19 protein-coding genes are annotated in these 16,489 nt (G+C 66.9%); 5 read left to right on the top strand and 14 right to left on the bottom strand.

Going from position 1 to position 16,489, the window contains the following annotated elements:
* Positions 1-27: 27 nt before the first annotated feature.
* The 3 genes from nifD to J2852_RS06970 all read right to left on the bottom strand — a co-directional run bounded on the left by nifD (position 28) and on the right by J2852_RS06970 (position 4,062).
* Positions 28-1,467, bottom strand: coding sequence for a nitrogenase molybdenum-iron protein alpha chain (gene nifD / locus J2852_RS06980; RefSeq protein ID WP_209872950.1), 1,440 nt, complete (start codon positions 1,465-1,467; stop codon positions 28-30).
* A 152-nt stretch (positions 1,468-1,619) separates the two neighbouring features.
* Positions 1,620-2,501 carry a nitrogenase iron protein gene (gene nifH, locus J2852_RS06975; RefSeq protein WP_209872947.1) on the bottom strand — a complete coding sequence of 294 codons (882 nt, stop codon included), beginning with the start codon at positions 2,499-2,501 and terminating at the stop codon, positions 1,620-1,622.
* Between the two features lie 253 nt (positions 2,502-2,754).
* Positions 2,755-4,062 carry a hypothetical protein gene (locus tag J2852_RS06970; RefSeq protein ID WP_209872943.1) on the bottom strand — a complete coding sequence of 436 codons (1,308 nt, stop codon included), beginning with the start codon at positions 4,060-4,062 and terminating at the stop codon, positions 2,755-2,757.
* Positions 4,063-4,325: 263 nt separating this feature from the next.
* On the opposite strand from J2852_RS06970, the gene J2852_RS06965 reads away from it, so the two are divergent.
* The 5 genes from J2852_RS06965 to J2852_RS06945 all read left to right on the top strand — a co-directional run bounded on the left by J2852_RS06965 (position 4,326) and on the right by J2852_RS06945 (position 8,183).
* Entirely contained in the window at positions 4,326-5,216 is an 891-nt protein-coding gene (locus J2852_RS06965) for an NAD(+)--dinitrogen-reductase ADP-D-ribosyltransferase (RefSeq protein ID WP_209872940.1), read from the top strand.
* Positions 5,217-5,244: 28 nt separating this feature from the next.
* On the top strand, positions 5,245-6,138 hold the full coding sequence (draG, locus tag J2852_RS06960; protein WP_209872938.1) for an ADP-ribosyl-[dinitrogen reductase] hydrolase: 894 nt from the start codon (positions 5,245-5,247) through the stop codon (positions 6,136-6,138).
* Positions 6,139-6,141: 3 nt separating this feature from the next.
* The gene (locus tag J2852_RS06955; RefSeq protein ID WP_209872935.1) at positions 6,142-6,567 is read left to right on the top strand and encodes an ArsC/Spx/MgsR family protein; all 426 of its coding nucleotides are present in this window, start codon (positions 6,142-6,144) and stop codon (positions 6,565-6,567) included.
* Positions 6,568-6,630: 63 nt separating this feature from the next.
* Entirely contained in the window at positions 6,631-7,398 is a 768-nt protein-coding gene (locus J2852_RS06950) for a class II glutamine amidotransferase (protein ID WP_209872932.1), read from the top strand.
* A gap of 158 nt (positions 7,399-7,556) precedes the next feature.
* Positions 7,557-8,183, top strand: a complete 627-nt coding sequence (locus J2852_RS06945) for an FMN-dependent NADH-azoreductase (RefSeq protein WP_209872931.1) — start codon at positions 7,557-7,559, stop codon at positions 8,181-8,183.
* Positions 8,184-8,664: 481 nt separating this feature from the next.
* Here the strand turns inward: J2852_RS06945 and J2852_RS06940 are convergent, their stop codons facing one another.
* The 11 genes from J2852_RS06940 to nifB all read right to left on the bottom strand — a co-directional run bounded on the left by J2852_RS06940 (position 8,665) and on the right by nifB (position 16,313).
* Complete coding sequence (locus J2852_RS06940; protein WP_209872930.1) at positions 8,665-9,573, bottom strand: SIR2 family protein; 909 nt, start codon at positions 9,571-9,573, stop codon at positions 8,665-8,667.
* A gap of 10 nt (positions 9,574-9,583) precedes the next feature.
* Positions 9,584-10,765 carry a DegT/DnrJ/EryC1/StrS family aminotransferase gene (locus J2852_RS06935; RefSeq protein ID WP_209872928.1) on the bottom strand — a complete coding sequence of 394 codons (1,182 nt, stop codon included), beginning with the start codon at positions 10,763-10,765 and terminating at the stop codon, positions 9,584-9,586.
* A complete protein-coding gene (locus tag J2852_RS06930; protein ID WP_209872926.1) occupies positions 10,766-11,050 on the bottom strand; it encodes a hypothetical protein in 285 nt (94 codons plus the stop codon). It abuts the gene before it with no gap.
* Positions 11,051-11,055: 5 nt separating this feature from the next.
* Positions 11,056-11,265, bottom strand: coding sequence for a putative nitrogen fixation protein NifT (gene nifT / locus J2852_RS06925; RefSeq protein ID WP_209872924.1), 210 nt, complete (start codon positions 11,263-11,265; stop codon positions 11,056-11,058).
* A gap of 33 nt (positions 11,266-11,298) precedes the next feature.
* On the bottom strand, positions 11,299-12,453 hold the full coding sequence (locus J2852_RS06920) for a cysteine desulfurase family protein (RefSeq protein ID WP_209872922.1): 1,155 nt from the start codon (positions 12,451-12,453) through the stop codon (positions 11,299-11,301).
* 10 nt (positions 12,454-12,463) lie between these two features.
* Entirely contained in the window at positions 12,464-12,793 is a 330-nt protein-coding gene (locus tag J2852_RS06915) for a nitrogen fixation protein NifZ (RefSeq protein WP_209872920.1), read from the bottom strand.
* A 12-nt stretch (positions 12,794-12,805) separates the two neighbouring features.
* Entirely contained in the window at positions 12,806-13,102 is a 297-nt protein-coding gene (locus tag J2852_RS06910) for a nitrogen fixation protein NifZ (protein ID WP_209872918.1), read from the bottom strand.
* An 11-nt stretch (positions 13,103-13,113) separates the two neighbouring features.
* The gene (locus tag J2852_RS06905) at positions 13,114-13,887 is read right to left on the bottom strand and encodes a 4Fe4S-binding leucine-rich repeat protein (RefSeq protein ID WP_209872911.1); all 774 of its coding nucleotides are present in this window, start codon (positions 13,885-13,887) and stop codon (positions 13,114-13,116) included.
* On the bottom strand, positions 13,884-14,396 hold the full coding sequence (locus tag J2852_RS06900) for a hypothetical protein (RefSeq protein ID WP_209872909.1): 513 nt from the start codon (positions 14,394-14,396) through the stop codon (positions 13,884-13,886). Before J2852_RS06900 ends, J2852_RS06905 begins: the two co-directional genes overlap by 4 nt.
* An 85-nt stretch (positions 14,397-14,481) precedes the next feature.
* Positions 14,482-14,673, bottom strand: coding sequence for a 4Fe-4S dicluster domain-containing protein (locus tag J2852_RS06895; RefSeq protein WP_209872906.1), 192 nt, complete (start codon positions 14,671-14,673; stop codon positions 14,482-14,484).
* 83 nt (positions 14,674-14,756) lie between these two features.
* Positions 14,757-16,313 (bottom strand): nitrogenase cofactor biosynthesis protein NifB, encoded by a 1,557-nt coding sequence (gene nifB, locus J2852_RS06890; RefSeq protein ID WP_209872903.1) that lies wholly within the window; start codon positions 16,311-16,313, stop codon positions 14,757-14,759.
* Between the last annotated feature and the right edge of the window lie 176 nt (positions 16,314-16,489).

Below are 16,489 nucleotides of genomic sequence, written 5' to 3'. Positions count from 1 at the left end.
AATACTCCTATCTCTCAGAGGCCGTGATCAGAACGGAGCCTTCATGATGCCCCAGACGGGGTTGTTGATGGCCAGATCCATGTCGCGGGCGAAGATGGCGAAGCCGTCGTAGCCATGGTACGGGCCGGAGTAGTCCCAGCTGTGCATCTGGCGGAAGGGCAGGCCCATCTTCTGGAAGACGTACTTTTCCTTGATGCCCGACGCGACGAGGTCCGGACGCATCGCCTCGACGAACTTCTCCAGCTCGAACGCGGTGACGTCGTCGTAGATCAGCGTGCCTTCCTTCACGTAGTGCTGGGTGCGCTGATAGTCGTCGTTGTGGGCGAATTCGTAACCCGTGCCGACGATCTCCATGCCCAGGTCGTGGTAGGCGTCGACGACGTGGCGCGGACGCAGGCCGCCGACGTAGATCATGACCTTCTTGCCCTCAAGCCGCGGCTTGTACTTGGCGATGACGGCGTCGACCATCGGCTGGTACTTGGCAATGACCTTCTCCGCGTTCTCCTTGATCGTGTCGTCGAAGAGAGCGGCGATCTTGCGCAGGGACTCGGCGATCTGGCTGGGGCCGAAGAAGTTGTACTCCATCCAAGGAATGCCGAACTTCTCTTCCATGTGGCGCGCGATGTAGTTCATCGAGCGGTAGCAGTGGATGAGGTTCACCTTGGCCTTCGGCGTGTTCTCCAGCTCGGCCAGCGTACCGTCGCCCGACCACTGGGCGATCACGCGCAGGCCGATCTCTTCCAGCAGGATGCGGGACGCCCAGGCGTCGCCACCGATGTTGTAGTCGCCGATGATGGTGACGTCGTACGGGGTGGAGACGAAGCCTTCCTTCGGCTCGGTCTTCTCGAAGATCCAGTCGCGGATCACGTCATTGGCGATGTGGTGGCCCAGCGACTGGGACACGCCGCGGAAGCCTTCGCAGCGGACGGGGACGACCGGCTTGCCCAGCTCTTCCGCCTTGGCGCGGGCGACCGCCTCGATGTCGTCACCGATCAGGCCGATCGGGCATTCCGACTGGATCGAGATGCCGTTGACGAGCGGGAACAGGTCGTTGATCTCGGCGATCGCCTGGTGCAGCTTCTTGTCGCCGCCGAAGACGATGTCCTTCTCCTGGAAGTCGGTGGTGAAGTGCATCGTGCCCCAGCTGTCCACGCCGGTGTCGCCGACGTAGTAGTTGCGGCGGCCCGACCAGGAGTAGTAGCCGCAGCCCACGGGGCCGTGGGAGATGTGGATCATGTCCTTGATCGGACCCCACACCACCCCCTTCGAGCCGGCGTAGGCGCAGCCACGGATGGTCATCACGCCGGGGATCGACTTGATGTTCGACTTGACGCCGCAATCCTTCGCCTCGGCCTCCAGCACGTTGATGTGCTTGGCGCGGCGCTTGCGCGACTTCTCGGGATAAGCTTCGAGGACCTGGTCGACGAGACCCTTGACGTCGACGCCTTCGTTCACGGACAGGCTCATGGTGCCGGTCTCCTGCATGTACCGATTATCCGCGCCACTTCAGCGCGGGACCGGGCCCCCTCTCTCCCACCCCCACATGCGAGTGAGGATGGGCTGGGGAGGGGGCCAGTTCAGAACTGCGCCCCGGGAGGGCCCAGTTGTCAGGCCCCCGATTAAGCCTTCGCGGCTTCCTTGGCCTGGAGTTCGGCGAGCTGCTGCTCCTCCGACTTCATGATGCCGAAGTCCATCAGCATCTCTTCCAGCTCTTCCATGGTGATCGGGGTCGGGATGGTGCCTTTGCCCTTGTTCGCATGGACCTTGCGGGCAAGCTGGCGGTACTCGTCGGCCTGCTTGGACTCCGGCGCGTACTCGATGACGGTCATGCGGCGCAGTTCGGCGTGCTGCACGATGTTGTCGCGCGGCACGAAGTGGATCAGCTGCGAACCCAGGCGCTTGGCCAGGGCCTCGGCCAGCTCCAACTCCTTGTCGGTCTTGCGCTCGTTGCAGATCAGGCCGCCCAGGCGCACGCCGCCGCTGTTGGCGTACTTTAGAATGCCCTTGGCGATGTTGTTGGCGGCGTACAGCGCCATCATCTCGCCGGACATGACGATGTAGATTTCCTGGGCCTTGTTCTCGCGGATCGGCATGGCGAAGCCGCCGCAGACCACGTCGCCCAACACGTCGTAGGACACGTAGTCCACGTCGTCGTAGGCGCCGTTCTCTTCCAGGAAGTTGATCGAGGTGATGACGCCGCGGCCGGCGCAGCCCACGCCCGGCTCCGGACCGCCGGACTCAACGCACTTGATGCCCTTGTAGCCGATCTTCAGAACGTCTTCGAGCTCCAGGTCCTCGACCGAACCGGCTTCCGCGGCCAGGTGCAGCACGGTGTCCTGGGCCTTGGCGTGCAGGATCAGGCGGGTCGAGTCGGCCTTCGGGTCGCAGCCGACGATCAGGATCTTCTGATCCAGTTCGACGAGAGCGGCGAGGGTGTTCTGGGAGGTGGTGGACTTACCGATGCCGCCCTTACCGTAGAACGCAATCTGGCGCAGAGCCATGGGGGGTCACTCCTTCGCTTGAGTCTACAGGGTGTCCGTAATCTCGTGGCGGCCGGCCTTCTTCGGCCGCTTCGACCCTGTATCTGCATGCCCCGTGCCAAATTGTGGTAATTTGTCAAATAGTTGATTTTAAAGGGTATATTCCGTTCTACGCGGCGCAGCGCCGCTTTGTCGGGGCTGTGACATACCCGACAAAGCCCGACATTTTGTCGGGTCTCTCGCAATGATCCGATGCCGCTCGCCGCGACGGGCGTCAGCCGGCCTGCTCCAGCGCGTCGCGGGCCATCACCAGCCGCATGGCCAGCTCTTCAAGCTCGTCGTCGCGGCCCATGTCGTGAAGCAGCTGCGCCAACGACCGCCCGCGCCCCAGCAGGCGCCGCGCCGACGCCGGGGCCGCCGGGCGCGTCAGCATCGTCTCGATCAGCCGCTCCCCGGCCAGCCGCGCCAGGGATTCGGTCCGCGCCACCAATTGCTGTTCGAGCGTGTCGAGCGTCGCCGGCCGTCCGGTGTGGTCGAGGTCGGCGCAGAAATGGTGCAGGCCGCGAAGCTGGCGCAGCAGGGCCTCGAACAGCAGGTCATCCAATTCGCCCCCCGCCGCCGCCTTTCCGACAAGGTCGAACAACATGTCGGAAAGCCGCCAAGCGGCCGACAGGTAATCGTTCAGCGCCTTGCGGTCGGCCGGTTCGACGAAGGGGCTGGCTTCCTCCCGGCTCTCTTCCTGGTCGTCCAGGTTCCGCATGACGATGACGATCAGCCCGTCCACGGAAGCCAGCGTGGCGAGGCTGGCGTGCAGGGCCTTGATGCCCCGGTCGGCGACGAAGCCCTCAATGGCTTCGGTCGCCCGGCGCAGCGCGAAGCGGGAGAGCCGGCGCGACTGGTAGATCACGTCCTGCAGGGCGGTGGTGGCCCCCAGTGTCTCCAGCACCAGCCGCCGCACCTCGAAGCGCAGCAGCGCGCGGGCCAGATCGTCGATGCCGCCGGGGCTGGCCGGTGCGGTGGCGCGGGTGATGCGGTCGGCATCCTCGCGGCCATCGGCCTCGACCGCCGCCACCACGGCCAGCACCGTCCCGCGCCCGCCGCCGCGCAGCAGCGTGACCAGCGAGCGCATGGCATCGGCGACGTCCACGGCGCTGGGCAGGCCTTCCTCGTCGTGGGCCTTGCCGCCGACCAGCCGGTCGATCAGGTGGTCGCGCACATGCGGCAGCAGAACATCCATGACGATGGGCGCAACGGGGCGGAGCAGGGCGTCCAGCATCCGCCCCTGCGGCTGGCCGACCATGGCGGCCAGGGGATTGTAGGCCTTGGGCACCAGCCGGGGACGGTGCGGCTCCAGCAGCGCCAGCACATCGTCGGCGCGCAACGGGGTGATGGTCCCGCGCAGCAGCCGGGCCAGCGCGATGGCGTCGCGCGCCTCGCGCACGCCGCGCAGCGAGGCTGGGGCGCAGCGGGGGCCGCCCTTGCGGTGAAGGGGACGATCCGGTGTCGCGGCGGGCAGAAGTCCACGCGGCGGCGGCGCCGCGCGGTTGCGCGTCGCCTTCTCCTGCCGCTTCATCGGCCACATCGCCGCGCCTCCTCTACCGCTGTCTTCGCAGATCTCATTCGACTATGGGGTTGGTGGTGTCTCTGTTCAAATGGATATTTTTTAGATATTTGCGCTTACTATGAACGTTCTAGTGATTTGCTAAGACAGTGTTTCGATTTTCAAAGCATCGTTTGAAGGGGGCGGGTGCCTGTCCCGTTCCCCGAGAAAGCCATTGATCCGAACCCTTGGCGGCGCGCACCAATCCGGAGTATCCATATAAGAAGTAGGGCCTTGGAGATGTCATGGCGGACGGGTCGGCGATCGGCGGCGAGATCAGGGATGCGAACGGGCGGACGGTCGATCCGGATTCGCCCCTGGCGCTCCGGGCGCACCGTACGAACCTGTTGAACGTCCCGGCGGAGGCGCTGTGCGCGGAAGCCTTCAATGACGAGCCGCGCCGCCTGCGCATCGGCGCCACCCGGCGCGAGCACGCGGTCTTGTTCGAGGCGCTGGACGAAAGCCCGAGCGCCCTCGTCGCCGCCGACGTGTTCCAGCACTACATGGCCTTCACCTTCGGCCTGAACCCGGACTTTTCCGGGGCGGAAGGCGCGGACGGCAAGCGGCGGTTCCGCGCCAGCTACCTGCGCCTGCTGAAGGGCTGGATGTTCGACAGCAACAACGCCGAGGGCGCGGTGCTCAAGGGCTGGGTGGAAAGCCGCTTCGGCCTGCTGCCCACCTACCACAAGGAGCCGATCCTGCGCTTCGCCTCGGAAGCGTGGCGGAGCTACGGCGAGGAAAAGACCTCGACACGCTTCCACAACAACAACATCCACCTGCAACTCGACCTGATGTACGAATACTGCCAATGGTGGATGCGGCGCGGCTGGCCGGAAGCTCCAATGCCCTCACGGGCCAGCCACATCCGGCTCTATCGCGGCGTCAACAACTTCGAGGAACACCACATCGTCGAGCGCCCGGACAAGCGCACGGCGGTTCTGCGCCTCAACAACCTCTGTTCCTTTTCCATCGAGCGCGACATCGCCGGCCAGTTCGGCGACTACATCCTGGAAACCTGGGTGCCGCTCACCAAGGTGGTCTTCTTCCGCGACATCCTGCCCCGTTATCCCTTCAAGGGAGAGGGGGAGTATCTCGTCGTCGGCGGCGACTACCGGGTGGGGGTCTCGCTTCTCTGACCATCGATCGCGGGACACATCCGGACCCATGACCCAACACTCGATCCGCTCCCGCGCGCTGGGCGCCTACCTCGGGCTTGCCTGCGGCGACGCGCTGGGCGCCACCGTGGAGTTCCTGACCAAGGGCGAGATCGCCCACCAGTACGGCGTGCACAAGCACATCAAGGGCGGCGGCTGGCTGAAGCTGCCGGCCGGACAGGTCACCGACGACACGGAGATGTCCATCCATCTCGGCCGCGCCATCCTGTCGGGGCCGGAGTGGGATGCCAAGCGCGCCGCCGAGGAATTCGCGGTCTGGCTGAAGGGCGTGCCGGTCGATGTCGGGGACACGACACGGCGCGGCATCCGCCGCTTCATCATGCACGGCACCCTATCGGAGCCGGAGTGCGAGTATCACGGCGGCAACGGGGCGGCGATGCGCAACCTGCCGGTGGCGCTCGCCACGTTGGGCGACGACGAGGCGTTCCGGACCTGGACGCTGGAGCAGGCGCACATCACCCACTGCAACGCCCTGTCCGACGCGGCGACGCTGTCGCTGGGCTTCATGGTGCGGCGTCTGGTTATGGGCGGCACCGTTCTCGACGTGCGGGACGAGATCAACGCCCTGATCGTGCAGCACCGGCAATTCAAGTTCCAGCCCTATCGCGGGCTGTCCACCGCCTTCATCGTCGATACGATGCAGACGGTGATGCACTATTACTTCCAGACCGACTCGGTGGAGTCCTGCATCGTCGAGACGGTCAACCAGGGGGGCGATGCCGACACCACCGGCGCCATCGCCGGCATGCTGGCCGGGGCCACCTACGGTGTGGAAGCCATTCCGCCGCGCTGGCTGCGCAAGCTCGACCGCAAGGTCTACGACGAGATCTGCGCCCAGGTAGACGGGCTGCTCGCCCGCGCCCCGGCGCTCAGGAAGGAATGATCCATGGCTGACGTGATTTTCTTCGAAAAGCCCGGATGCGGCGGCAATACCCGCCAGCGCAAACTGCTGGAGGAGGCCGGGCACACCGTCCACGTCCGCGACCTGTTGTCCGAGCCCTGGACGGCGGAGAGCCTGCGCCCCTTCTTCGGCGACTGGCCGGTGGCCGACTGGTTCAACCGCGCCGCCCCGGCGATCAAGGCGGGCGAGGTCGATCCGGACGCGCAGGACGAAGCCTCGGCCCTGGCCCTGATGCTCAAGACGCCACTGCTGATCCGCCGCCCCCTGATGCAGGTCGGCGACCGCCGCGAGTGCGGGTTCGAGGCGGAGCGGGTGGACGCCTGGATCGGCCTTGCCACCAAGCCGGAGGGCAGGCTGGAAGGCTGCGCGCGCCCCGACATGCCGCCGTGCCCACCCCCTTCAAAGAGGTGACGGACACCCACCGCCTGTCGTAGTTTGACGCCTCTTCGTGCGAAACCGGACAGAGGCCGATCCATGTGCGAACTGCTGGGCATGAGCGCCAACGTGCCCACGGACATCTGCTTCAGCTTCCGCGGCCTGATGCGCCGCGGCGGGCAGACCGGTCCGCACCGCGACGGCTGGGGGATCGCCTTTTACGAAGGCAAGGGTTGCCGCACCTTCCACGACCCGGCGCCGAGCTGTGAGTCGGAGATCGCGCGGCTGGTCAGCAGCTATTCGATCAAGTCCTGCGTGGTCATCTCCCACATCCGCCGGGCCAACCGGGGCCGGGTGGCGCTGGAGAACACCCATCCCTTCACGCGCGAGCTGTGGGGTCGCGTGTGGACCTTCGCCCACAACGGCCAGCTGAAGGGCATCAAGGACCGCACGCTGACCTTCTACGAGCCGGTCGGCTCGACCGACAGCGAGCATGCCTTCTGCTGGCTGCTCGACCAGATCCGCATGCACTTCCCCGAACCGCCGAAGCGCGAGGCGGCGCTGTCCCGGCTGGTGCGGGACCTCGCCACCGATCTCGGCGGGCTCGGCGTCTTCAACATGCTGCTCAGCGACGGCAAGCACCTGTGGTGCCATTGCGCCACCAACCTCGCGTGGCTGACGCGCAAGGCACCCTTCGGGCCGGCGACGCTGCTGGACGAGGACATGAGCGTCGATTTCGCCAAGGAGACGACACCCAACGACGTGGTCACCGTCGTCGCCACCCGCCCGCTGACCCGTGACGAGCAGTGGACCGTCATGCGGAGCGGCGAGATGGTGGTGTTCCGGGGCGGGCTGCCGGTGCGCTGACGCGCCGGCCTCGTTTTATTGTTGCGGCATTGGCAACGGTCCATGCCGAATTCAGGCTCTTAAGCTCTTACTGTTTCCTCCATATCTTCATGTCCGAAACACAACGGGCGCGTCGGGGGTAAGACACTCGGACCGGCCCCCACTGAGAGCGGACAACCATGAAGCTTCTGCACATCGATTCCAGCGCGCTCGGCGACGCGTCCGCGTCGCGCCAGCTGACCGCCTCCATCGTCAAGGCCTTCCGCAAAGCCGAGCCCGGCGCCGAGATCATCCGCCGCGATCTCGTCGAGCAGCCGCTCGACCATCTGAATGGCGAGCTGCTGCAGGTCGTGAAATTCCGCAACCTGGAAGGCCTGAACGCCCGCCAGCGCGAGGAGCTGGAGCAGACCGACGCTCTGGTTGACGAGTTCCTGGCCGCCGACGTCGTGGTCATCGGTGCGCCGATGTACAACTTCTCGGTCCCGACCCAGCTGAAGGCCTGGATCGACCGCATCGCCCAGGCCGGCCGCACCTTCCGCTACACCGAGAACGGCCCGGTCGGCCTTGCCGGCGGCAAGAAGGTCATCATCGCCTCCTCGCGCGGCGGCGTCTATTCGACCAGCGACGCCATGCGGGCGCTCGACCACCAGGAGTCCTTCCTGCGCACCGTCCTGGGCTTCATGGGCATCACCGACGTGACGGTGATCCGCGCCGAGGGCGTCGGCATGGGGCCGGAGGCGCGCGCCAAGGCCATGGACGCCGCCGGGCGGGAGATCGAAGAGCTGTTTGTGGCCGAGGCCGCCTGATAAACCCTGTTTCATAGGCCATGCGCGTGATGCATGGCCGCCGGAGCAGGCCGTTGTGCATCATTGTGCAGATTGTGCAGGTGTCGGATTCTGCACAATGGGTAAAAACGCCGTTTTCGCGTTTGGTGTCAGGGCGTTGATCGTGTTTGTTCGTGTGCGGCCATTGTGCATCAACTGCACAATGGCCGTTTTGCGTGCTTTGCGCTCGGCGCATGGCGTGCAACATCATGCGACACTTTTTCGAAATGTTGCATGGGGTGCGGACACAATTCGGGCGTTGAGCGGAGATAGCGTAGCCCAGGCGGTGCCCTGGGGCAAGGTTGCGCGTTTATTCCCTCTCCCCTCTGGGGAGAGGGTCAGGGTAAGGGGGATCACGGGGGACCAGAGAGTTCGGAATTGCCGGCCCCCTCACCGGCCCTCCGGGCCCCCCTCTCCCCAGAGGGGAGAGGGTTGTGATGGGTGGGGGAGAGAATTCGATTCCCTACGCCATCGCTTCGCCGATCTGGCGGATGGCCTCGGCGAGGGGGAGGTCGAGGCGGGTGATGTTGTGCTGTTCGAGGAAACGGGCTTCGTTCTTGGACAACTCGCCCTCAATCACGGCCCAATGCTTGTCCGACGAACGCTTGGCGATCTGGCGGCCGAAGGTGCGCTGGATCTCCTGGTCGAAGCGGCAGCCGAGATAGAGGAAGTTCTTGCCCGTGCGGCGCTCCTGAACGACCGGCGGGATCGGCGTCTGGATGTCGATTTCCGTCAGGATCTCGACGAAGTCGCTGTCGGAGATCAGGTAGTTGCCGGCCGGCGACGCGCTGCCCGAGGGCTTGTAGAGAACGGTATCCCAGCCGGCGGCGGCCTCGGCGGTCACTTCGGAGCCGTCGGGGGCGTAGTGCTTCACCCATTCCCCGGCGCCCTGCGGGTGGGAGAGGCCCTGGATTTGGCCCCAAAGGCGGGCGGTCTCGGACGACAGCAGGGATTCCAGGACGTTGTCGTACCACACGTCCACGATCAGCGCCGGGGCGGGCAGGGTGGCCAGCCAGGCGTGCACCGGCGTGGCGGGGGCCTCGCGCCGGAAGATCTCGTTCAGGATCGTGTCCAGGGTCTTGCGGTGACGCCGCGATTCGATGAACTGCGCAACGGCGGTCAGCTGGCTGCGGATGCGGCCGGGCGCGGCGACCTTGGCGTTCAGGCGCTGGGCCAGTTCGGCAGAATTGCGCGGGATCGGGCAGTCGGCCTCGGGCAGCAGCGCGAAGGCGCCCGGCCCGACGTAGGGCACCACGCTGCGCGCCTTCAGCGCGGCGGCGATGTCCGTGACGATGGTCGCGGTGTCGATGGATCCGGCGTCGAGGGACCCGGCGTCGAGGGACCCGGCGTTGATGGCGGCGGTGTCGGTCATGCTAATCCCCTTACAGATAGATCGCCGCTCCGGCTCCGGTGTTGACGGTGGCGTCCTTGAGCGTGTCGACGATGAACTGGATCTGCGCTTCGGTGACCTTGTGGTGCAGCGGCAGGGCCAGCGCGCGGTCCACCGTCTTCTGGCAGACCGGGCAGTCGGCGCGGGAATGCCCGCGTTCCTGATAGTGCTGCTGCGAATAGAGGGCTTGGCCGTAATCCGAGGCGTCGATGTCGTGCGTGTCCAGATCCTCGATGATCGCCTTGCGGCCGCTGGCCGTGAAGCGCGTGCCGAGGTGGACCGTGTAGACCATGGGGTGCACGTCGGTGGCGCCCGGCCCCTTGTAGGGCGGCTTGATGCCTTCGAAGGAGGCCATCGCCGCCTCGTACCAGCCGACGACGCGCCGGCGCTTTTCCAGGATTTCCGGCAGGCGCTTCAGCTGGACGAGGCCCAGCGCGGCGGTCAGGTTGCTCATGCCGGCCTGGAAGGGAATGGTGCGGGTGATGACCACCGTGTTGCGGTGCTCGACCTCTCGGCGGCGCAGATAGCGCAGCTGGTGCGCCAGATCCTTGTCGTCGGTGACGATCATGCCGCCTTCGCCGGTCAGCAGGACGCCGGGTTCGGAGAAGTCGAAGACCGCGCAGTCGCCGAAACTGCCGACCAGCTTGCCCTTGTAGGTGGAGCCGATGGCCTCGGTCGAATCCTCGATCAGGAACAGGCTGTTGGCGGCGGCCAGAACCTTCAGCTCGTCCCAGTGGGCGGGGTGGCCGTTGACGTTGCCGGCGAGGATGGCCTTGGTCGCCGGCGTGATCCTGTCCGCCGCCTTGGCCGGGTTCATGGTGTGCTGCCAATAGTCGATGTCCACGAACACCGGCGTGGCGCCCGCCAGCGTGATGGCGTGCTGCACCTGATGCCAGCCGAAGGGCGTGCACAGAACCTCGTCTCCCGGCCCGATGCCCTTGGCCTTCAGCACCAGCAGCGTGGCGAGGGTGCCGCTGGACACGGCCACCGCGTGGGCGCGGCCGAGATAAGCGGCGAACGCGTCCTCGAACGCCTGCACCATGCGCCCGTCGCTGAGGCTGCCGGATTTCAGGATGCGGCCCAGCACCTCCACCTCGACATCGGAAATGTCGGGATCGACGAGGGGGATGTAGTCGCCGAGGCTGTTGTCGGTGTCGGCCTGGATGTCGGTCATTCAGTCGTCCTCGTCCCGTTGGCCGATCACGACGCCGGTCGCGGCTTCCGGCTTGTCGGTGATGAGCCAGCAATGGTTGCTGCCGTCCACCAGATAGAGGTTGAACCCGGCCTCTTCCCGGAAGGGATCCTCGGCCATCACCGCCGCGTGGCTGCCGGTGACGTTGGACAGGTCGGGATGCGCCTCGCGGACGCGGCGCACCACGCTGTCGAGCTTTTCACCGGCGGCGAAGAGGCTGCCGGCGAGATTGGCGATGCTGTCGATCCGCTCAAGGGAAAGGGCCATGGCCGTTACTCCGCGCCGCGCTTCTTGGCCTCGACGGTGATGGGCAGGCGGGTGTCCGCCGGCATGTCCGGCAGGTCGAGCGTCCAGCCGTTGGCGACCTTGATCCAGCCGCCCCACAGGCCCGGCTTTTCCATTTCGACGATGGGCTCCTCCAGGTCCTTCTTGGCGACGTAGATCGTGTATTGCTCGCCCGCCTTGCGCACCATCACCTTCATGTCGGTCTCCAGTCGTGTGTTCGTTGGTCGTTGTTAAGCCGCCAGCCGCGCGTGAAGGGCCGGCAGTTCGGTGAGCACCGCGTCCACCTCGGGGGCCGAGGAATAGCGGCTGAGCGAGAAACGGAGGGATGCCGCCGCCTCCGCCCCCGACAGGCCCATGGCTGTCAGGACGTGGCTCGGCTCGTTGCCGCCGGACGCGCAGGCGGCGCCCATGGACACGGCGATGCCGGCGCGGTCGAGCCGCATCAGCAGTTCCTCGGCGTCCACCGGGCGCCCCTGCGGGTCGGCGAAACGGATGTTGGTCGTGTTGGGCAGGCGTTGCGCCCCAGCGCCGTTCACTTGGGCGCCCGGCCAGCGGGTGAGGATGCCGCTCTCCAGCCGGTCGCGCAGGGCCGCGATGCCGGCGGTGTCGGCCACGGACGCTTGGGCCAGCACGGCGGCGGCGCCGAAGCCGACGATGGCCGGGACGTTCTCCGTGCCGCCGCGCCGGCGGCGTTCCTGATGGCCGTGGATCAGCGGGGCGAAGGGCGTGCCCTTGCTGACGTAGAGAGCGCCGATGCCCTTCGGCCCGTGCATCTTGTGGGCGGACAGGGTCAGCAGGTCGGCGTTGACGGTGCCGACGTTGATGGGCAGCCGGCTGGCGGCCTGGACCGCGTCGGTGTGGAAGAGGGCGCCGGCCGAGCGCGCGATCCCGGCGGCTTCGGCGACCGGCAGCACGGTCCCGGTCTCGTTGTTGGCCCACATGACGGAGACCAGCGCGGTCTCGTGGGTGACGGCGGCGCGGAGGTCGGGCAGGGCGATGGAACCCGTCCCGTCCACCGGCAGGATCGTGACGCGCCAGCCCTGGCGTTCCAGATCCTTGACGAGCATCAGAGTCGAGGGATGCTCGACCGCCGTCGTCACGAGGTGGCGGCGGGGGGAGGCCGCCTCGGAAAGGGCGCGGAGCGTGCCAAGGACGGCGGTGTGGTTGGCCTCGGTCGCGCTGGCGGTGAAGAGGATCTCGGCAGACTTCGCGCCGATCAGGCCCGCCACCCGCCCGCGCGCCTCGCCGACCGCCTGTTTGGCGGCCATGCCCAGGGCGTGCGGGCTGGACGGGTTGCCGTACTGGTCGAACAGGTGCGGCAGCATGGCCTCCCGCACCTCGGGAGCCAGGGGAGTCGTCGCGTTGTTGTCGAGATAGATCATCATTCCATCACGATCATTCCATCACGCCGGGGACGCCGCGGCGCTTGCCGTCGGCGGGGACGATTTCCTCTTCCAGGCAGCCGACCACGACACCGCCGGGGAATTCGACCAGATAGACGGGGATCTGCGTGCCCTCGGCGTGGCCGATGCGGACGATGGTGCCGGGCGTGCCCTTCGGCACCAGCAGGGCTCCCTCGGCGGCGTGCGGGTGGCTGCCGTCGTTGAACAGATCCTCCACCGTCGTCACGACCATGCCCCAGTCGTAGAGTGGCTCGCGCGGCGGAATGAAGCCGGGCTTCTTGGCTTCGGTGCCCTTGGCGTCGGTATTGGCGGCTTCCGTCATGGGAGCGCTCCTCTATTTCGGGTCGTTGCAGGTGGCGTCGACGAGTTCGAGTTCCTTGGCGCGCATGCCGACGATGATGCGCTTCTCGTAAAAGTCGATGCCGTAGATGTAATACATCTGAAGGTAGGTCCCGACGGACTTGACGTAGCCCACGTCACCGGCCCGGATCAGGAAGTCGCCCATCGGGCGGCCGGGGTAGGTGCCGTCATTGCGCACGTCCTTGAGAGCGCAGACCTTCTGGCCTTCCTCGAAGACGGGGCGGCTTTCCAGCTCGATCGTGTCGTTGGGGTCGCGGGCGCGCTCGCGCATTCGGTCGCTCCTCAGTCGGGGATCAGGGTGCCGGGGACGTCGGCGCCGGCGCGGCGCTGCCGCGCGACGGTGCGCACCTCGTCCACCGGGTCGTGGGTCAGCGGTTCCAGGTATTCGGGGTCGATGCGGCTGGCGACCACGAAGCGGACGCACCAGTCGGGATCCTGCGCCAGAGCGGCCAGCTTTTCCGGCGGCAGGCGCTGGGCGACCAGAAGGCGGACGCGGCCGCTGTCGTCCCAGGCCATGCTCATCAGCCATTCCTGGCCGATGCGCTCGGCCACGGCGAGGCGGACCTCCGGATCCTCGTCGTGCATCATGGCGGGCAGCATGCCTTCCGGCGCGCGGCGGGCGACGCGCAGGCGCACGGAATAGTCCGGGTCGCGCATCAGGGGCGCGAGGTCGGCGTCCTCCAGCCGGGACGCGACGGCGATGCGCACCTCGCGGTCGGGGTCGTCGCGCATCTTCAGCAGCAGGCGGCGGGGCAGGCGGCGGGCCACGGCGGCGCGCACGGTCTCGTCCCGATCCTCCATCAGGCGCGGCACGATGAAGATCGGCGCGAAGCGGGCGGCGTTGGCGCGGACCTCGAAATAGGGATGGTCGAGATGCTCGCCCGCCAGATCCCGGTTCCATTCGAAGAAGCGCTGGATGCGCTTGGCGTAGCGGTCGTGGACGCAGGCGCGCAGCGGTTCGCATCCGCCCCCGGCCAGACGGTCCCGGTGGGCGCAGGCGTCGCAATCGACCGGGCGGCCCAGCCAGTCCAGAGCGCTGTCGATGTCGTCGCTCATGACTCGTCCTCCCGCCCGTGACGGTCCGCGACGGCCAGAAGGCGCGCGGCTCCGAGCCTGTCCTTGGGATCCAGGGCGGTGACCTTGGCGAGGGCTTCGCGCCCGTCCTCGATGCGGCCGAGGCGCAGCAGCAGGTAGCCGACGGCGACCAGCGCGAAGAGGAACATACGCGGGGCCGGGGCTAAGCTGGTGAAGTGTGCGTGATCGGGGGATACGACGCGCCAGTCGGTGTGGTTCAGGCCGATGGCAGCCATGGCGTGGCCGAGCATGCGCTCGCCGTAGACCAGGGCCTGATCCAGGTTGGCCTTGTAGAAATGGAACTTGTAGTGGCCGAGATCGACCGCCCGGTGGTGCGGGGCGATGGTGGCGGCCTGCGCGAGGTAGGTCGCGGCGGCGTCGCCATCCGAATAGTTGGCGGCGGCGAGGTGCAGGAGCCGCTCCGCTTCGGGCGGCAGGTCTCCGCCGTAATAGCGGCGGGTGAGCCAGCGTTCATCCACCTCGTCCAGCATGGCGGTGCGCTCCGGCGGCTAAAATTCCCTCACCCCGACCCTCTCCCCAGGGGGAGAGGGGGGAATAGGGCGGCGGCTTCGAGAGTTAGGCCGGGACGCAGCAGTCGGCCGGGCAGACCGAGGCGCACTGCGCGCTGTCGAACTGGCCCTTGCACTCGGTGCAGATGGACGGGTTGATGGCGTAGGCGCCCTTCTTGAAGCTGATGGCGCCGTTCGGGCACTCGGCCTCGCAGGCGCCGCAGGCGGTGCAGTCGGAAGCCTTGATCTTGTAAGCCATGGCACTCTCCTTCGGTGGTCGGTGACGGCCGTTGCGGTGGGCCGTCAAGTGATTGTTTGTGTGATTGTTGGCGGGTGGTTCGATCAGGCGCGGCGGGCGGTGAAGGCGCCCGTGCGGATCACGGCGTCCTGCCCGGCGCGCGAGTTGATCGCACCTTGGCTCAGCCGCTCCGCGTAATCCTTGAAGTAGGTCAATGCCGACTCTTCGATGTATTCGAAGGCGAAGCGGTCAACCGGCTCGATACCGGCGGCCTCCAGTTTCTTGGATGGACAGCCGCCGACCTTGGCGACGAACACCGCCGCGCAGTCGTTGATCGCCGACAGCACCGTGTCGAGCGCATCCTCGTCGCCCGAGCCGCCTTCGCAATACTGGTCGACGCGGCGGTGGCCGACGAACTTGGCACCCTTGGGACCGACCTCGTAGATCTGGAATTCCTTGGCGTGGCCGAAATGCTCGTTGATGCGCTCGCCGCCCTTGGTGGCGACGGCGATCAGGATGGGCTGTACCGTGTCGCCGACCGTCTCCACGACCTCGGCCTGGGCGGCGGCCTTGGCGGCGTGGCGGCCGGCGCGCTCGTTCTCGACATGCTCGCGGTAGGTGCGGGCGGCCTCGGCGTCGTAGTCCACCTCGCCCATCGCCTCGATGCGGTCGAGGGTGAACTCGTCGCCGCGGTCCTCGCCCAGCAGGCCGACCGCGTCGGCGCGGCACTGGCGGCAGTGGCGCATCAGCTTGACCCCGCCCTCGCACTGGTCCTGCAACGCCTTCAGCTCCTGCGCGGTGGGGCCGCGCTGGCCGGTCAGGCCGAAGTGGGTGCCGTGCGCCGGGTCGGAGATCAGCGGCATGATGTTGTGCAGGAAGGCGCCGCGCGCCTTCACGGCCTTGTTCACCTCCAGCAGGTGCTCGTCGTTGATCCCCGGGATCATGACCGAGTTCACCTTCACCAGGATGCCGCGCGAGGTCAGCATCTCCAGGCCGAGCATCTGGCGCTCATGCAGGATCTTCGCGGCGTCGAGGCCGGTCCAGCGCCTGTGGTCGTGGAAGATCCAGGGGTAGATGTGCTGCCCGACCTCCGGATCGACCGCGTTGATGGTGATGGTGACGTGGTCGATGTTGTAGCGCGCAATGGTCTCCACATGGTCCGGCAGGGCGAGGCCGTTGGTGGACAGGCAGAGCTTCAGGTCCGGAGCCTTCTTCTGAAGCATCTCGAACGTCTTGAAGGTGTTCTTGCCGTTGGCGGCGAGGCTGTCGCCAGGGCCGGCGATGCCGATGACGGAGAGCTGCGGGATCTCCTGCGCGACGGCCAGGATCTTCTTGAGGGCCTGATCCGGCGTCAGCTTCTCGGAGACCACCCCCGGACGGCTTTCGTTCGAGCAGTCGTATTTCCGGTTGCAGTAGTTGCACTGGATGTTGCAGGCCGGCGCCACCGCGACGTGCATGCGGGCGAAGTAGTGGTGGGCCTCCTCGGAGTAGCAGGGATGGTTCTTCACCTTCTCCCACACCGCCGGGTCCATGTCGGCGGGGCCGTCCGACGATCCGCAGGACGAGGAGACGCAGCCGGACGCGGCGGCGACCGGCGTCTCGGCGGGGGCCTTCAGCTCACCCAGGCCCAGGATGCTGTCGAGCGAAATCACATTGCCCATCGTCCACTCCTTCCCTGCCGCGCCGCCGGCGCTGTCGGTCGGGAGTGGAAAAGCAAGTTCGGGGCCAGTTGCGCTTGTTGTTCCGAATCAATGGGTTAGCGCGCTTTGTCGGGTGTGTGGGCCATGTCGGCATTGCGACAAAGGCGGACACAGGACGGACAATGGCGGGGCCGTGT

The organism is Azospirillum soli (genome assembly GCF_017876165.1).
Classification (GTDB): domain Bacteria; phylum Pseudomonadota; class Alphaproteobacteria; order Azospirillales; family Azospirillaceae; genus Azospirillum; species Azospirillum soli.
This window is presented reverse-complemented; position numbering and strand designations above follow the sequence as displayed.

Coding starts and splice junctions, on each gene's coding strand:
- nifH (WP_209872947.1), bottom strand. CDS start 2,501: ATGGCTCTGCGCCAGATTGCGTTCTACGGTAAGGGCGGCATCGGTAAG.
- nifT (WP_209872924.1), bottom strand. CDS start 11,265: ATGAAGGTGATGGTGCGCAAGGCGGGCGAGCAATACACGATCTACGTC.
- J2852_RS06940 (WP_209872930.1), bottom strand. CDS start 9,573: ATGACCGACACCGCCGCCATCAACGCCGGGTCCCTCGACGCCGGGTCC.
- draG (WP_209872938.1), top strand. CDS start 5,245: ATGACCCAACACTCGATCCGCTCCCGCGCGCTGGGCGCCTACCTCGGG.
- J2852_RS06965 (WP_209872940.1), top strand. CDS start 4,326: ATGGCGGACGGGTCGGCGATCGGCGGCGAGATCAGGGATGCGAACGGG.
- J2852_RS06900 (WP_209872909.1), bottom strand. CDS start 14,396: ATGCTGGACGAGGTGGATGAACGCTGGCTCACCCGCCGCTATTACGGC.
- J2852_RS06920 (WP_209872922.1), bottom strand. CDS start 12,453: ATGATGATCTATCTCGACAACAACGCGACGACTCCCCTGGCTCCCGAG.
- J2852_RS06895 (WP_209872906.1), bottom strand. CDS start 14,673: ATGGCTTACAAGATCAAGGCTTCCGACTGCACCGCCTGCGGCGCCTGC.
- J2852_RS06910 (WP_209872918.1), bottom strand. CDS start 13,102: ATGCGCGAGCGCGCCCGCGACCCCAACGACACGATCGAGCTGGAAAGC.
- nifB (WP_209872903.1), bottom strand. CDS start 16,313: ATGGGCAATGTGATTTCGCTCGACAGCATCCTGGGCCTGGGTGAGCTG.
- J2852_RS06950 (WP_209872932.1), top strand. CDS start 6,631: ATGTGCGAACTGCTGGGCATGAGCGCCAACGTGCCCACGGACATCTGC.
- J2852_RS06955 (WP_209872935.1), top strand. CDS start 6,142: ATGGCTGACGTGATTTTCTTCGAAAAGCCCGGATGCGGCGGCAATACC.
- J2852_RS06915 (WP_209872920.1), bottom strand. CDS start 12,793: ATGACGGAAGCCGCCAATACCGACGCCAAGGGCACCGAAGCCAAGAAG.
- nifD (WP_209872950.1), bottom strand. CDS start 1,467: ATGAGCCTGTCCGTGAACGAAGGCGTCGACGTCAAGGGTCTCGTCGAC.
- J2852_RS06945 (WP_209872931.1), top strand. CDS start 7,557: ATGAAGCTTCTGCACATCGATTCCAGCGCGCTCGGCGACGCGTCCGCG.
- J2852_RS06905 (WP_209872911.1), bottom strand. CDS start 13,887: ATGAGCGACGACATCGACAGCGCTCTGGACTGGCTGGGCCGCCCGGTC.
- J2852_RS06930 (WP_209872926.1), bottom strand. CDS start 11,050: ATGGCCCTTTCCCTTGAGCGGATCGACAGCATCGCCAATCTCGCCGGC.
- J2852_RS06935 (WP_209872928.1), bottom strand. CDS start 10,765: ATGACCGACATCCAGGCCGACACCGACAACAGCCTCGGCGACTACATC.
- J2852_RS06970 (WP_209872943.1), bottom strand. CDS start 4,062: ATGTGGCCGATGAAGCGGCAGGAGAAGGCGACGCGCAACCGCGCGGCG.